The 14,986-nt window shown below is 60.7% G+C and carries 12 protein-coding genes, 1 tRNA gene and 1 pseudogene; 4 read left to right on the forward strand and 10 right to left on the reverse strand.

All coding sequences use genetic code 11. The features are described 5' to 3' along the window. Window positions 1–142 precede the first annotated feature (142 nt). The 5 genes from GBB14_RS05385 to dcd form a co-directional block, all read right to left on the reverse strand. Window positions 143–1,108, reverse strand: a complete 966-nt coding sequence (locus tag GBB14_RS05385; RefSeq protein ID WP_225976593.1) for an ABC transporter substrate-binding protein — start codon at window positions 1,106–1,108, stop codon at window positions 143–145. Window positions 1,109–1,483: 375 nt separating this feature from the next. After that, complete coding sequence (locus tag GBB14_RS05390; protein ID WP_151529343.1) at window positions 1,484–2,161, reverse strand: ABC transporter permease; 678 nt, start codon at window positions 2,159–2,161, stop codon at window positions 1,484–1,486. Beyond that, window positions 2,161–2,820 carry an ABC transporter permease gene (locus GBB14_RS05395; protein WP_151529344.1) on the reverse strand — a complete coding sequence of 220 codons (660 nt, stop codon included), beginning with the start codon at window positions 2,818–2,820 and terminating at the stop codon, window positions 2,161–2,163. Before GBB14_RS05395 ends, GBB14_RS05390 begins: the two co-directional genes overlap by 1 nt. Then, a complete protein-coding gene (locus GBB14_RS05400; protein ID WP_151529345.1) occupies window positions 2,821–3,639 on the reverse strand; it encodes an ATP-binding cassette domain-containing protein in 819 nt (272 codons plus the stop codon). Between the two features lie 39 nt (window positions 3,640–3,678). Beyond that, window positions 3,679–4,242, reverse strand: coding sequence for a dCTP deaminase (dcd, locus tag GBB14_RS05405; protein ID WP_151529346.1), 564 nt, complete (start codon window positions 4,240–4,242; stop codon window positions 3,679–3,681). Window positions 4,243–4,430: 188 nt separating this feature from the next. Between dcd and GBB14_RS05410 the strand changes: the two genes are divergently transcribed. The 4 genes from GBB14_RS05410 to GBB14_RS05430 all read left to right on the forward strand — a co-directional run bounded on the left by GBB14_RS05410 (window position 4,431) and on the right by GBB14_RS05430 (window position 9,903). Next, window positions 4,431–4,504 (forward strand) — tRNA-Gly (locus tag GBB14_RS05410). Window positions 4,505–6,495: 1,991 nt separating this feature from the next. Beyond that, complete coding sequence (locus GBB14_RS05420; protein ID WP_151529347.1) at window positions 6,496–7,533, forward strand: extracellular solute-binding protein; 1,038 nt, start codon at window positions 6,496–6,498, stop codon at window positions 7,531–7,533. Window positions 7,534–7,574: 41 nt separating this feature from the next. Continuing rightward, the gene (locus GBB14_RS05425) at window positions 7,575–9,242 is read left to right on the forward strand and encodes an iron ABC transporter permease (RefSeq protein WP_151529348.1); all 1,668 of its coding nucleotides are present in this window, start codon (window positions 7,575–7,577) and stop codon (window positions 9,240–9,242) included. Next, window positions 9,235–9,903: an ABC transporter ATP-binding protein gene (locus GBB14_RS05430; RefSeq protein WP_151529349.1), complete on the forward strand. Its 669-nt coding sequence runs from the start codon at window positions 9,235–9,237 to the stop codon at window positions 9,901–9,903. Before GBB14_RS05425 ends, GBB14_RS05430 begins: the two co-directional genes overlap by 8 nt. Before the next feature lie 36 nt (window positions 9,904–9,939). On the opposite strand, the gene GBB14_RS05435 is transcribed toward GBB14_RS05430, so the two are convergent. The 5 genes and pseudogenes from GBB14_RS05435 to GBB14_RS10805 all read right to left on the reverse strand — a co-directional run bounded on the left by GBB14_RS05435 (window position 9,940) and on the right by GBB14_RS10805 (window position 14,980). Next, window positions 9,940–12,552 carry an AMP-binding protein gene (locus GBB14_RS05435; protein ID WP_192796181.1) on the reverse strand — a complete coding sequence of 871 codons (2,613 nt, stop codon included), beginning with the start codon at window positions 12,550–12,552 and terminating at the stop codon, window positions 9,940–9,942. A 335-nt stretch (window positions 12,553–12,887) separates the two neighbouring features. Continuing rightward, window positions 12,888–13,874, reverse strand: a complete 987-nt coding sequence (locus tag GBB14_RS05440; protein WP_151529351.1) for a bile acid:sodium symporter family protein — start codon at window positions 13,872–13,874, stop codon at window positions 12,888–12,890. A 120-nt stretch (window positions 13,875–13,994) separates the two neighbouring features. Continuing rightward, on the reverse strand, window positions 13,995–14,252 hold the full coding sequence (locus tag GBB14_RS05445; RefSeq protein ID WP_151529352.1) for an ABC transporter ATP-binding protein: 258 nt from the start codon (window positions 14,250–14,252) through the stop codon (window positions 13,995–13,997). A gap of 60 nt (window positions 14,253–14,312) precedes the next feature. After that, window positions 14,313–14,525 (reverse strand): annotated as a pseudogene (locus GBB14_RS05450) (transposase); the annotation flags it as partial. A gap of 317 nt (window positions 14,526–14,842) precedes the next feature. Then, on the reverse strand, window positions 14,843–14,980 hold the full coding sequence (locus GBB14_RS10805; protein WP_192796416.1) for a hypothetical protein: 138 nt from the start codon (window positions 14,978–14,980) through the stop codon (window positions 14,843–14,845). Window positions 14,981–14,986 lie beyond the last annotated feature (6 nt).

The raw sequence follows: 14,986 nt of genomic DNA on the forward strand, positions 1-14,986 counted from the left end.
CCTAGCTCAGGTGGGTAAACCACCGCTGACCGGGCGCTAGCCCGCGCATGAATGCTTGCTTACAAGCGTATTCCCCCATGTCACAGCACAAAGACCCCACCCCGTGTGGCGGGGCAGGGTCTCAGGCAGGAATGGTGTGTGTCTAGAACACTTCCTGGGTGTACTCACGGGCGATCTTCGCGGGATCTTCCTTATCGGGGCCCACATTGCGCTTATTCAGCTCAGTGAGTTTCTCCGTCGTGAGCGTGCGGTTGACCCAGGCAATGGTCTCTCGCGCCTCGCGGCCCAGCCGTCCCTTGGCCATCAGCGGCACAATATTCTGCGGCAGGATCATCCCCTTGGGATCATCAAGCATCACCAGATTGATCTCCTCGCCCTCGCTATTGAGCACCGGAGAGGTGGTATAAATATCGGCGATCGTGGCCGCCCCATCGGTCAAAGCCTTCACCGTCAGCGGGCCACCACCATCAGAGATGGCCTTGAATTCCATGGAGGATTCCTCCACGCCATAGAACTCGCTCAGCCCCTTCGGGCCATAAGGACGCTCGGCGAGCTCCGGGTTGCCCGCGACAACAATCTCCGGGACAGAGCGGAGATCCTCGAGGCTCTTCAGATCATATTCTTGGGCCACCTCGGGGGTGACGCGGTAGGAATCCTTCGACTGCGCCTCGGCGGCCTCGCCCACAGCAAGATTCTTGGGAGTTACCTCCTTCAACGCATCGAGCACCTCCTCGCTGGACATGCCCACGGTCACCGCATCCTCATCGCCAGCCAAGTACATCGCCAGGTTTCCGGAGTACTCGGGCACCAGATCGATCGAGCCTTCCTCGATTGCCTTGATATACACCTCGCGGGAACCAATGCCGGACTTCACCTCGACATCGATGCTCTGCGTGCGCAGCGCCTCCGCCCAGAGCTGTCCGATCAGCTCCGACTCGGGAAAGTTCGCCGTACCAATAACGATGGTGCCGCGGTCCCGGTCCGAGTTCTTCTCGCCATCCGAGCCCTGTCCATCGAGGGGATCATTGCCGGCTCCGCAGCCAGCCAGTACGAGGGCGCTCGCGCTCACGACCGCAGTCATGCTCACAAGACGGGAATTGATGTTCATCTGCTCTACTTTCTCTAATAATTCTCTTGGGACATACTCACTACCTCCACAGTACTGAGTTCACCTGAGTGATGGTCCCTGCACATAAGGGATAAACACGCGATACAGCCGCGCCGAGGATCACCCCGGCATACTCGGCGTCCACCGATTGCGCGCGCACATGGATCTCTATCCACGGGAATATCGGTGATCGAGAAATGGAAGCCACACCCACCGCTGATAGCCGGTGACAGGGCAATTTCGGCGCTCGGCACACTGCAGCACAACTGCTTAGTTTAACAGTCGCTGAGTTTTATTGTTGGTGAAAATATCGCTGAACTGTGCAGATGCACCCTGGGCCACGCTGGCCCCAGCGGTGGACAACGAGGTGGCGGCCTAGGTGCGCGGACGGGCGGCGCGTTGGACCACGGCGAGAAGCATGTCCACTATCCACGCCAGTGCAATCACCAGAATGGCTCCGGCGAGCATCTGCGGATAATCCCGCAGGGCCAAGCCGTCGATAAGCGGACGGCCGAGCCCACCCAAACCGATATAAGCCGCGACCGTGGCGGTGGCGAGGACCTGGACGGTGGCGGAGCGTATGCCACCGATGATTGTGGGCAGCGCCAGCGGCAGATGTACCGCCCGCAGCGACTGCCAGGGCGAATGCCCCAGGGCGACCGCCGCATCCACCACACTGTGCTCGATGGCGGCGATGCCAGAATAGGCCCCCGCCACCACCGGCGGCACCGCGAGAATCACCAACACGATCACTGCGGGAATCGTGGGCATAGAGATGCCGAGGGGAATAATCAAGGTCAGCCAGGTGACAAGTCCCAGCGTGGGCAACGCTCGCAACGCCCCCAGTGCGGCGACGATGCTGGTGCCAGTCCGGCCGGTACGGTGGGCGCGCACTCCCAACCAGATACCCACAGGCAAACCAATCGCAAGCGTGAACATCATGGTGAACAGGGTCAGCTCCATATGCTCGAGCACCCGCGCGCCAAAACCGGTGGATCCAGTCCAATACTCAGCGCTCGTGATCTGTTGCAAAGCCGCTGCTACAGGACTCATCAGCCCACACCCCCTTGCTGAGAGGCACGCACCCAGGGCGTACACATCCGGCCGATAGCCACGATGATGAGATCAAAGACCACGGCCAACACCACCGTGCCGAGGACCCCCGCCAGAATCTCGGTGGGAAAGGCCCGCTGGAAACCATTGGTGAACAAGGTGCCGAGAGACTGCACGCCGATGAGCGCCCCGACCGAGATCAGCGAAATCGTTGACGCCGATACCACCCGCAGCCCGGCGATCAGCACTGGCAGGGCTAGGGGAAACTCCACCTGCAGCAGGCGCTGCCACCGGCTATACCCCACGGCCTCTGCGGCCTGCACCGGCGCCAGCGGCACCGAGGCGAAAGCATCCGTGGTACTGCGAATCTGCAGGGCCAGCCCATAGAGAATCATCGCCACCACCACGTTTATTGGCGAGAGCACCGAGGTTCCCAAGAGCAGGGGCATCACGATAAAAAGCGCCAAACTGGGCACCGCATAGAGCAAGCCCACCGCACCGATGAGTAGCTCCCGCGCGGTGGGATAGGACCGCTGCCAAAAGCCAAAAGGCAAGGCCAACACGAAGCTCGCCACGATCGCCGGCACCGCCAGCATCGCGTGCTGGCCGGCGAGACCCGCGATATAGCCCAGGTTGTCCGCTATCCACGACAGATTCATCTACCCCACGATCCCTTGGACCCGGCCGAGGTGATCCACCACGATCTGCTGCCCATCACGCTGCTCAATGTGCACCGTGTTGGTGTGCATGCCCAGGAATTTCTTCACGAACTCATCGGCGGGCTCGCGCACGATCTCCGTGGGGGTGCCCACCTGCGCGATCTCCGCGGAGGTACGCAGCACCACCACCTGATCGCCCAGCGCAATAGCCTCCTGCATATCGTGGGTCACCAGCACAATTGTCTTGTGCAGGCGTTGCTGGAGATCAAGCAACTGGTCTTGCAGCTCCCGCCGCACCAGCGGATCCACAGCGCCGAAGGGCTCATCCATGAGCAAAATATTGGGGTCGTGGGCCAGCGCCCGCGCCACTCCGACGCGCTGCGCCTGACCGCCCGAGAGCTCACTCGGGTAACGATCGAGCAATCCCGTGTCCAGCCCGAGCAGCGTCATCAGCGGTGCAGCGAGTTCGCGCCCTTCGCTTTTCGACGCCCCCTCGAGGCGCGGCACCGTGGCGATATTCTCCGCAATCGTTCGGTGGGGGAGCAGACCCGAGGCCTGCATGACATAACCAATAGAGCGGCGCAGCTCAACAGGGTCACGATCTGCCACCGAGTTGCCGTCGATAAGCACGCGGCCGCTGGTGGGCGTGACCATGCGATTAATCATGCGCAGCAGGGTCGTTTTTCCAGAGCCGGAGGAGCCCACAAAAACGGTGGTTTTGCCGCTCGGGATCGATAGCGAGAAGTTACTGACCGCGGGGGCGGTGTTATCCCCCTCACGGGCTGGGTAGGTTTTCGTGACGTTCTCGAACGTGATCATAGAATCCTCGTGCTAGCGCACGCGCCGTGTGGGCGCAGCCTAGCGGAAGTTTAAGTACGCCTTGGACGGCGTTGGTCCGCGTTGCCCCTGATATTTGGAGCCGAGCGCGCTCGAACCATAGGGCACATCGGCGGGCGAGGTCATCTTAAATAGCGCTAGCTGTCCCACTTTCATTCCCGGCCACAGCATGATCGGCAGATTGGCCACATTGGACAGCTCGAGAGTGATGTGGCCATCGAAACCGGGGTCAATGAAGCCGGCGGTGGAGTGGGTGAGCAAACCTAGCCGGCCCAAGGAGGACTTTCCTTCGAGGCGGCCCGCGAGATCGCTCGGTAGCCGGAAACGCTCCAGCGTGGCGCCCAGCACGAACTCGCTGGGGTGCAGCACGAAGGGCTCATCCTCTTCGACCTCGACCAAACTCGTCAGCTCATCCTGCTGCATTTTTGGGTCGATGTGCGTGTACCGCGAGTTATTGAACACACGGAAGAAACGGTCCATGCGCACGTCAATGGACGAGGGCTGAACCAGCGTCTCGTCATAGGGGGTAATTCCCAATGCCTGCGAATCGATGGCGGCGCGAATGTCATGGTCAGAAAGAAGCACGTTCGCAAGTGTAGCGGGTACGCGGCATAGAGGTAAGAAAAAGAGCGGACCGCCCCGGCCACGGCAGTTGGTAGAACCATAAAACGTGGTGCTACACTGTGAGCTTGCAACTCAGATGCGGGAAGGCAGCTGCGCGGTCCCTATGTGGCCGAGATGCAGGCTATGCCCTACCCCCGCTGAGCAGCACTGCCGATGTAGTTCAATGGTAGAACATCAGCTTCCCAAGCTGAATACGCGGGTTCGATTCCCGTCATCGGCTCCACCTAAACACCCCATCGTGATACACCGCCTTGTTTGGCCGGACGGCGTATCGGAAGGGGTGTTTTTTGCTTGTTGTGGCCGTTTCGCTAGCGCTGGTACGGCACCCGCTATATCGGCGCGGTGGCCCGCCAAGCTCCCACAGACAAACCGAATGTGCACGGCATTGTTAACTAGCTCGCCTATCGTGGTGACTATGTAGCCTAGATGTATCACCACGCCTCCGGCGCAGATTACTCCACACATGGGTAAGGAACGATAATGCAGGAAACGATGACATGGCCCTCATTGAGACAACTGAGAGGACGGCTGATCATCCTCCTCGGTGCCGTCGCTATGGTGTGCGGCTGTGCGAATAACGATGCTCCTATGCACTCTGAAAAGATCGTCGACTGGACGAAGTATGAGGTCACAGGGGCGAATGAGGTGACTTTCACTGTCACCACCGGCGATCCGAAATGTTTTGGACTTCGAAGCGCAGTGAAGGAATCTCCGGATTCTCTCGAGGTGGCAATCGTAGAGGGTGTTCGCCCGAACCCACCGAAAGAATTCACCGCAGTAGGACGGATCGAAGAAATTAGTGTGACGACTGAATTTCCAGCACACAGCTTGGACATTCGCACTATGCCACCGGAGGAAGTCGGACTTAATAATCAACCATCGTGGGAATACACCACCAATGGACTACACCGGTGTAGCTCATGCACTGTGTGAGATATGCCTACATGACCATCGGGTTCTTCGCGGAGAATACAGCCCCTTCTTGTCCTCAGCATGTCTCCGCTATCGATCTATCTGGGAGTTCTTATCAGTGCTCTAGTTGCCTACCGTAGGCCCGATAGCATCGGATGACTGGGGGAATTATTCCTTGCCATAGGCACACGGACGGCACAGCCACAGCGGCGTGCCGGCGACTCATACCTCACCTTCGCTATACGTATTTACGCCCCCTCGCACAGGTGCACACGCTGGATCTGCTCCGCCGTTAAGCCCAGATCCTCCAGATGTGCACGGCTATAACAGCTGAAGTCATTAGTGTCCTTGCCATCTGGGTTGATCGTGTGCCACGAGTCCCCGCTCCAGTGGGCAATGTGCACAGACCCCGTGTTGGGCCTCCCATAACGGGTAAAGTTCTCATCGCAATACAGCACGCTCAGACCCCCTACCCAGTCCACGTCTGCGCGTAGCTTGTCCATGTCACACCTCTGCGCAAGAGAGATAGTGGGTTCGCGTTCCGCCTCCTGCTGCGCACTAGTGCTGGCCGGTGCGGCAGAGCTGCGGCTACGAACACTCGTTTCGGTGATGGTTTCCGTGACGGTGACAGACTCGGACGCGAACTCAGACGCAGACTCGGAGGCCGCCCCGGACGCAGCCTCAGAGGCAGTCGAGTCTTCAGAGGAGGACGGCAGAGCAGAGCAGCCGGCCATAAGTATGAGCGCGGCGCCACCGCCAAGGATGCTTTTCCAGACAGAAGAAATACTCAGCATGATCTCAGCTTAAAGTCCCGAGCCGGCATATGCCCCGCATACGGCGCCATTATTTCCCGAGCACACCACGAAAGTAACTACTCGACACAGGGTCAGGAGTAACGCAGCGCGATACGTCACCCCAGATGGCGCATTCCGTCCATGCACTTAGCCACATTGGGGACATGTCCCTATTGTTTTTCTCGCTCTCACCTACCCCCGTATGGCAGCACTTCGGAGCGCCTAGAACGCCCCGCGCGGCATTGAGTGGCAAAAAACACATACGCATGCCTAACCTCGCCACCAGCACAAATATTTCTGGCGCGCACAGTATTTTCAATGCACACGTCCTATGTGCTTAGGCTAAGAGACCTTCTGGCAGGGAATATGGCAAGCCTTTGCTATTATCTAAGACGCCCATGTGGGACTCTTATAGATCCCACATTTTGTACGCCGCGCGCCAGCCTATTCAGTGTGACCAAAATCGTCACATGGACACGCTGAGCGCACAACCCTAAGGAACGACCATATGCGCCGTTTAACCGCTACCATCGTCGCCGCTGCGGTGGGCCTCTCTCTGGCCAGCTGCTCCAGCGGAGGTGACGCCCCCGAGGAGTTCGATAAAGACTCTCCCGATGTTGTGAATGTCTACTCCTCCCGCCACTATGACGTGGACAAGGAGATCTACGATCGCTTCGAAAAAGACACCGGCATCGAAATCAACGTTGTCGAGGGCAAAGCTGACGAGCTGATCGAGCGCGTCAAGCGTGAGAAGTCCAACCCCGCAGCGGACGTGTTCCTCACCGTGGGCGCCGAGTCCATCTACCCCCTCAACGAGGAAGGTATTCTTGGCGACTCCATGACCCCCGAGATCGAGAAGTCGATCCCCGAGAACTTCCGCGGCGACAACTGGATGGGCATTGTTTCTCGTGCCCGCGTGCTCGCCTATAACAAGGAGACCGTGGATCCGGAGGAGCTCAACTCCTACGACGCGATCACCGAGCCGAAGTTCGAGGGCAAGGTGCTCGCACGCTCCTCCAGCTCCTCCTATAACCAGGCTCTGCTGTCCTCCTTCGTCGCCCTGAACGGCGAGGATGAGGCCAAGGAGTGGGCTCAGGGCGTGGTGGATAACTTCGCTCGCGACCCCAAGGGCAATGACCGCGACCAGGCCAAGGCAGTGGTTGCAGGCGAGAGCGACGTCGCCATCATGAACTCCTACTACTGGGCACTGATGAACCGTTCCTCCGATCCCGAGGAGCGCAAGGTTTCGGAGCAGATCGGGCTTGCTTTCCCCGAGAACACCCACCTGAACATCAGCTACGCTGCGGTCCTCGAGGGTGCGAAGCACGCGGACAACGCCAAGACCTTCCTCGAGTTCCTGGCCAGCCCGGAAATCCAGGAACTGATCGCTGAGGAGAACGGCGAGTTCCCGATGAACCCGGAGGCCAAGCTTCCTGAGATCCAGGCATCCTGGGGCGAGTTCACCCCGCAGGATCTCGACTTCGCCACCTTCGGCAAGGAGCGCCCCGTCGCCACCCGCATTTTCGATGAGGTTGGCTGGCAGTAGTGTTCCGCCTCTCCACTCCTGTAGATAGAAAGCCGGAGTAAGTGACGGTCAAACGTTTTGTGCCTGCCCGCGGGCAGGCACCCTGGCTCCTGCTGAGCCTGACGGTAGTAGCGCTCATGCTACTACCGCTTCTTGGCATTTTGTCAGGTCTACTTTCCCCTGTATCCGACACCTGGCGGCATATTCAGAACACACTGCTGCTGGGCTATATCAAAGAAACCACGATCGTGGTCATCGGCGTGCTGGCGATTACCTGCTCGCTGGCCTCCGCGCTCGCGTGGTTTATCACTGCCACTGAGTTCCCCGGCCGGAGGTTCCTCAGCATCGCCCTCGTGGTGCCGCTGGCAATCCCGCCCTATATCGGTGGCTACACCTATGTGGCCATGACCAGCTACACGGGCACCATTCAGGTCTTTGCCCGCGAAAGACTGGGCATTGATATCCCGCCCTCGCTGATGGACATTCAAAATGTGCCCGGCGCCATCGTGATGTTCTCGCTCTTCCTCTACCCCTATGTGTATCTGGTGGTGCGAGCCTTCCTGGATCGCCAAGCCGGTGGACTCATCGAGGCCAGCCGCGTGCTGGGCGCGGGCCCCATTCGCACCTATTTTCAGATCATTCTGCCGCTCACCCGCAATGCGGTGATCGCGGGTGCCACCCTGGTGGCCTTCGAGGTGCTCTCGGACTATGGCCTCTCGCAGTACTTCGGGCTGAATGTCTTTACCACCGCCATCTTTAAGAGCTGGCTGGGTTTTCAGGACGTGAATTCGGCGCTGAAACTCGCGGGCAATCTGCTGCTGGTGGTCACAATCATCAGCGTCGGCGAGAAGGTAATGCGCGGTTCCCGCTCTGCAGCCTATTCTTCGGGCCGAGTCACGCCCATTACTCGTCGCACCCTGCAGGGCCCCACCAAGTGGCTGGTCATGCTGCTGAGCTGGGGAACATTGGCGTTTGCCCTGCTCATTCCCGTGGCACAGATGGCCTATTGGGCCATTCTCTCGCTGCCCAATATCCGCACCGAGGGGATGCTCGAGGATGCGATTACCACCGTGTGGGTCGCCGGCATCGGCGCGGCACTGACCACGGTATTCGCTGTCATTGTGGCGAATAACCAGCGGCTATGGCCCTCGCGGACCTCGCGCTTTTTGGCCCGCATCACGGTGATGGGCTACTCGGTACCCTCCACAGTGATCGCCCTAGCGATCCTGTCGGTGGCACTGTGGATCGACTCCCACTCGCCGCTACAGCTCATGCTCTCGCCGACGATCGTGATTGTGGCCTATGTGATCCGCTACCTGGCGGTAAGTATGCAATCGGTGGAATCCGGTTTCGAGCGCACCGGCGTGCGCTTCCACGAATCCGCCCGCATGCTGGGCACCGGCCCGACGCGAGCTTTCTTCCGCGTGGACATGCCCATGATCTCCACCGCCCTAGTGGGAGCCTTCCTCTTGGCGTTCATTGACATGGTGAAGGAGCTGGCGATCGTGCTGATCCTGCGCCCCTTCAACTTCTCTACCCTCGCCACCCGCGTCTTTGAATACGCCAATGATGAGAAGATCCCGGAGAGCTCTCTGGCCTCGCTCATGATTGTTCTCATCGCCGCCTTGCCGCTGCTGGTGTTGTTGTGGCGACAAAAAACCACCACTGCGACCAGCGAGGACGACAGCTCCGCTTCTTCCGCACAGCTTGAAGGGTCTACCCATGACTAATACTTCCTCCTGCCCCACGATCACGCTGCGCGATGTGTGCTTCAGCTATCCCGGGTCTGAGACCCGGCAGTTGGATAATTTCAACCTCGAAGCCCCCGCTGGGGAATGCACTGCGCTCTTAGGGCCCAGTGGCTGCGCCAAAACAACGGCGCTGCGCCTGATCGCGGGCCTCGAGCGGCCCAGCTCGGGATCGGTGTACATGGATGAGACCCTGCTGGCGGGCCCGGGGGTATTTGTGCCCCCGGAAAAGCGCGCCATTGGCTTGGTATTCCAAGACTATGCGCTCTTTCCGCACCTCACGGTGCGCGCCAATATTGCTTTCGGTCTGCGCAAGATGAACCGCGCAAACACCAAGGACCGGGTGCAGGCCATGCTCGCCGCGGTCGGCCTTGAGGGCTATGACAAGCGCTACCCGCACGAGCTTTCTGGTGGGCAGCAGCAGCGCGTGGCGCTGGCGCGTGCCCTCGCCCCCTCGCCGCGGGTGCTGCTATTGGATGAGCCCTTCTCTAATCTCGACACCGCCCTCCGCGGCCAGGTGCGCGATGAGGTGGCCGCCATCATCGAGCAGTACAGCGTCACCAGCGTGTTGGTCACCCACGACGAGCAAGACTCCGCCCGTCTCGCCCAGCACACGGTGCACATGACGCCCGTGGGGAGCTAAGCCCCCAGGGAGGCATCGATAAGCGGCGCGGTGGCCTTAGACCATCCGCCGCTGCGCGAGCCACGACACCACGCTTGTCGACGCCTTCCACAGCACAATCCCCGCGAGGAAGCAGAGCGGCACCGTGAGGAACTCGCTTAAGGGCTGCGCCAGAATATCGAACTGGATCAGATAGATATACAGCGAGGCCGAGGCGATCAACCCCACCGGGCGCACAATCGCGCGCGGTACCGGCAGGCGCACCTCGGAGAGCAGGATCGCGCTCACCACCATCACATATATCCACTGGGTGATGTACTCGAATAGCGTCACCGAGCCGGCCACGAGAATGACCGCGGCGATGAGCTTCTGCCGGCGGCTGCGCGCCTGCGAGATCATGATGCCGGCAGCAATGAACCAGATCACTCCCGGCGGCTCGAATCGGGTCTGGACGATATCCCACGCCCCGACGGCGAAACGCACGATGAGAAACAGGCCGGTGAGCGCGCAGGCAATCACGAAGGGCTCGTGGCGGTAGCGGCGATACACCGCAGGGATGGCCAACAGCCCCATGATCAGCATCAAGCCCAGCACATAGGACTCGATAAACCACAAGGATCCACTGGCGCCTTCACTGGGGAATAACCAGTGGATAAAGAGCAGGTTACTCAGCCCATATCTGCCCGTGGTCGCCATGCCCACCAGCACCAACAGCACTGTGGGCAGCACCACCGCCAGAATGGAGCGGGCCGTGGCGCGCAGTCGCGCGGTCGAGCTCAGCACAGTCAGGCCAAAGGTGCCCAAGGCCGCACCGGCGATCACCAAGAGGGAGTGGGCGCCGCCCATCAAGAAGGTAAAGGTGGTGGCGTGGCCCAGCACGATGGTTATGGCGCAGATGGCGCGCAGCACCAGAGAGGAATCAAGCCAGATCAGCGAGGACGGCGCCGTACGCTCCGCACCACGCCGCGCGCCTGCCGAGGCTGCTGAGCTGTGCTGGGATCCTGCATTATCGAGCAGCTCCGCGAGGGGAATATGGTGCCAGCCGGTGGGCAATTCCACCCCGGCGCGGGCAAAGGCCATCGCCACCGGCACAAAGCTCATGGAACTGCCGCCATTGTCCACGAAGGAAAGATCACGGCGCACCGCGCTCGGCACGGTGCCGAGAGCCTGGGCGATGGCCTCGATCACCGACTCCACGCCCGCCGCGCCGCGCGCACCGGCAGCGGGCTGTGTTCCAGTGTCCTGATCGGCGCCGGCGGCAGCATCGGCCAGCTCCGCGCAGCGGCGGCGATCAAGTTTGCCATTATCGATCAGGGGGAAGGTGGGCACAACCACCACGCGGATGAAGGCTGGGGTGAGCCCAGTGCGGGCGCAGAGCTCCTTTTCGATCTCTGCGGCATCGGGTTCTTCCTGCGAGGTTTGTTCATCGACTGCCACGCGCAGGGCGGTATCATCGCCGGTCACGCAGGCGGCGAGGCCCACATCGGCGAGCCAGCCGCGCACCTGCTCGCAGGAGATGCGCAGGCCCGCGAGTTTCACAAAGTCCGAGGAGCGCCCGGTGATGCGCAGGATCTCGTCTGTTGTGGGCGAGTCCACCTGCACCAGCTCTCCCAGATCACCGGTGTGGAGCTCCTCAATAGTGCGGCCGGTGCGCAGATCCTCTGGGCATTCGGCGTAGCCGAGCATGACCGAGGGACCGCTAAAGATGAGTTCTCCGGACTCACCGATCCGGATGGAATGCCCGACCAACGGCGCGCCGGCCGCCTCTGGATAGTCAGCCATGAGTTCCCGCGGCATGATACTCATGCGGGCGGTGGCCTCGGTTTGCCCATACATCACTCGGAAGTCTGTATCGTGCTCGGCCAGAAAGCTGTGCCACCACTGCACATCGGCTTTATCCAACTTTCCACCGGCCTGGTACACCAGACGAAGATCCGTCAAGCAGTGGCCGCCATCGGCGGTGCGCAGCACCTGCAGCATGTGGGGCACCACGCCCACATTGCTCACCCCATAGCGCTGCAGCGCCGCAGCGAAGTCCGGATCCGCCACCGAGCACTCCTCCACGGCGATACTCGCCCCGCAGAAGAGATGGGAGTTCAGCACGGACAGCCCGAAGGAATAGTGCAGTGGCAGCAACGTGATAGCGCGGTCCTCAGCATGAAGTCCCAGCCCCTGCACAATGGCGTGGGCATTCGCCCGCAGGTTCTCCAAGCTCAATTTCACGAGTTTTTTCGCTCCCGTGGAGCCCGAGGTAGACAAGAGCACCGCGATATCGGGGTGTAGGGACTCTCCCGGCTGTTCCTGGCGCGGCAGCAGCTGGCCTGTGGCCGGATCGATGCTGGCCGCGGGGCAATAGGTGCGCAGGATCTCCGCATAGGGGTCGTCATCAGCATCGGCACAAGCTCCAGCCGTGTCTGCAGTAAGCAGAATCGGCATCTTCGCCGCCAGCGCCGCGAGATAGGCCACCACAGCTTCACAGGTAGGACGGAAAGAGAGGTGCAGCAGCGTGCCGGGCTCATAGCGCTGCAGGAATTCCTCCGCACGCCGCTGCGTCGCCTCCTCGAGTTCCCGGTAGGTGAGCTCGCCGGAACTCGTGCGCAGGGCGGTATCGCTAGGCCGATACGATCCAGCCACTCCTTCGAGCAGCGGCGCAGTGCGTGCGAGGGACACAAGATCTCCTTCCACCGTGCCCCTGCCCGCGCCACCCTTCGATCGGCGCAGGGCGAGGCGCTGGTGCATAAGAGAGGCACCCAGCTCGTTCTCAGTTAACCCTAAAATAACCTAGGTAAGGCGTTCCTGCCTAAAAGTGTCGGGAAGGTTGCACACTTCTACGCCGGCGGCACCCCGCCGTTTGTGGACATCTCAGCATGTCAGAGACGGCCACCCCAGTGCCGTTTTATGCATGTGTTCATGCCCACTCTCCTGCCTCGCTACCCGCCCATGCTTATCGACGCAGTCCTCGCAGCCCCGCCCCTCGCCGCACGCAATGGCTGAGGATGGGTGCCTTATCTGCTCGCGGCTGTGAATTTCCGAGCCACGAAGGCAAAAAGTGCGCCCGCGACGTTGTGCCACACGGCGGCGATCGCGCCGGGAATTGCAGCCTCGGGCGAAAAGAACTTCGCCGACATGCCCGAGGCCAGTCCTGCGGACTGTGTGGCGACCTCGATGGCGGTGGTGCGGCAGGCTGGCTCCGGCATCTTTAGTACCCGCGCCGAGAGGTAGCCGAGAATATAGCCCAGCAGGTTGTGCAGCACCACGGCCACGAACACAATCACGCCCACATCCACGAGCTTCTCGGAGGCCTTTGCCACCGAGGGAAACACCACCACGCCGATGCCGAGAATCGATAGCCAGGGCAGCGCCGGCAGGATGCGGTCCACGAAGCCATTAAAGAAGAAGCGAATGAGCAGCCCGCCGATAACGGGAAAGAGCACGGTTTGGGCGAGCATCCATGCAATGCTGGGGCCGTCCACGGGTGTCTCGGCATGGGCCAGAGTCAGCATGATGATGGGTGTGACGAGCGGAGACAGCAGCGTCGACACCGATGTCATCGCCACCGACAGCGCCACATCCCCCTTTGCCAGGTAGGCGACCACATTGGAGGCCGTGCCGCCGGGCACCGAACCCAGCATCAACAGCCCCACAGACAGCGCCGGATTCAGCCCCAGGAGCCGGGCCACAGCCACCGCGATCAGCGGCATGATGACAAATTGCGCCACCACCCCGATCGCGATGGGCCACGGCCGACGCACCACTTCTTTGAGGTCGGGGATAGTCAGGGTCAGCCCCATGCAGAACATGATGAAAATCAGCGCCGGGGTGATATAGGCGGCAATCGGCATCACCGGCTCGGGAAAGAGAAAGGCAAACACCGCCCCTGCCAAGATAAAGGCAGGGAATGCCCACACCGCGATGGCCGCAGAGCGCTCCTCTGCGGCTATCGTTTGCGCCCCTACTCCATACTGATCTGCATCCTTATTCTGTCCATGCATGTTCTCACTATAAGAGATGCAGCTTCTACTATGCGGGATTACCTCGGAGATAGTTGCCGCTCCGAGCATACTTCCTGCTCAGGGCAGGTCGATCAGGTGCACTCAATCCCTTCACCCGTCTCAGTCCCTCGCGCCGGCCGTCGATACCACCACCGGAGAACCATCGACATGGTGTATATCTACCCGCGCCCCGTAGAGCTCGCCTATGCACTCAGAGGTAAGCACCTCGGAAGGGGTTCCCGTGGCCACGATGCCCCCCTCGTGCATAGCGATCATGCGGTGGCAGTAGCGGGCCGCGAGATTGATGCCATGCAGCACCATCACCACGGTCAGTCCGGTGCTCGCATTCCGCTGCGCTACCACTTCCATCAGGGCCACGTGATGCGTCCGGTCGAGATAGGGGTTGCCTGGGCACGTCGTTCCAGTAGCTAACTAGGAAAACGATCCAGTGTTCAGTATGGGAACGGCGATGTCCACGGTGCCAACACGGGTGTCGAGGTTGCGGTGGCAGTATCCATTGCACTGATTGATACGCGCGTCGCCGACGATAGCGTAATTGGCGCCGCGGATCTGGTCAGCCTGGGCCGACAGGATCGGGTTGATGAACTTCTGTAGCATCACACACATCAGGTCCGGCGAGGCTTGAGCCAATAGCTGGCCGAGGTAAGTGGTCGGGTCGACAGAATCGAGGCCAGCGACCCTCGCGGTGCCCCTGTCGAGGAAGTGTGGTTACGGCCCCGAAAGGCACAGCAGTGGTCGCTTCGTGCATTCATAAGCACCGACGCCGATATAAAGATACACCACACTAAAAGACGCAACCGATGACATCCCCACGCACGCGCTTGGCCATGGTCTAGCGGTCTCACATCGGTGGCATCTCGCTGTCATGATTTTTGCCAAAGAAGATCTAGCTAACTGCCTAGCGACAGGGGAACCGTATATTGCTTACGACATGTTCCACCTTTCAACTAGATAAACCCGGCGTCGCGCAGAGCCTTCAGATGACAATCAGCCTGCTGACGGGTGATGCCTACTTCCTGACCCACGGTTCGCCCTGACGGAGCCTTTCCTGCCTGCGTCAAGATGTCCATCGCCGTCGCTAACACCCGTCC

It is taken from the genome of Corynebacterium sp. 51B (assembly GCF_008930785.1).
In the GTDB taxonomy this organism is placed as follows: Bacteria; Actinomycetota; Actinomycetes; order Mycobacteriales; family Mycobacteriaceae; genus Corynebacterium; species Corynebacterium megadyptis.

Bases quoted from the DNA above. Each gene is read 5' to 3' on its own strand.
- GBB14_RS05385 (WP_225976593.1), bottom strand. From the start codon at position 1,108: ATGAACATCAATTCCCGTCTTGTGAGCATGACTGCGGTCGTGAGCGCG.
- GBB14_RS05390 (WP_151529343.1), bottom strand. From the start codon at position 2,161: ATGAGTCCTGTAGCAGCGGCTTTGCAACAGATCACGAGCGCTGAGTAT.
- GBB14_RS05395 (WP_151529344.1), bottom strand. From the start codon at position 2,820: ATGAATCTGTCGTGGATAGCGGACAACCTGGGCTATATCGCGGGTCTC.
- GBB14_RS05400 (WP_151529345.1), bottom strand. From the start codon at position 3,639: ATGATCACGTTCGAGAACGTCACGAAAACCTACCCAGCCCGTGAGGGG.
- GBB14_RS05420 (WP_151529347.1), top strand. From the start codon at position 6,496: ATGCGCCGTTTAACCGCTACCATCGTCGCCGCTGCGGTGGGCCTCTCT.
- GBB14_RS05430 (WP_151529349.1), top strand. From the start codon at position 9,235: ATGACTAATACTTCCTCCTGCCCCACGATCACGCTGCGCGATGTGTGC.
- GBB14_RS05440 (WP_151529351.1), bottom strand. From the start codon at position 13,874: ATGCATGGACAGAATAAGGATGCAGATCAGTATGGAGTAGGGGCGCAA.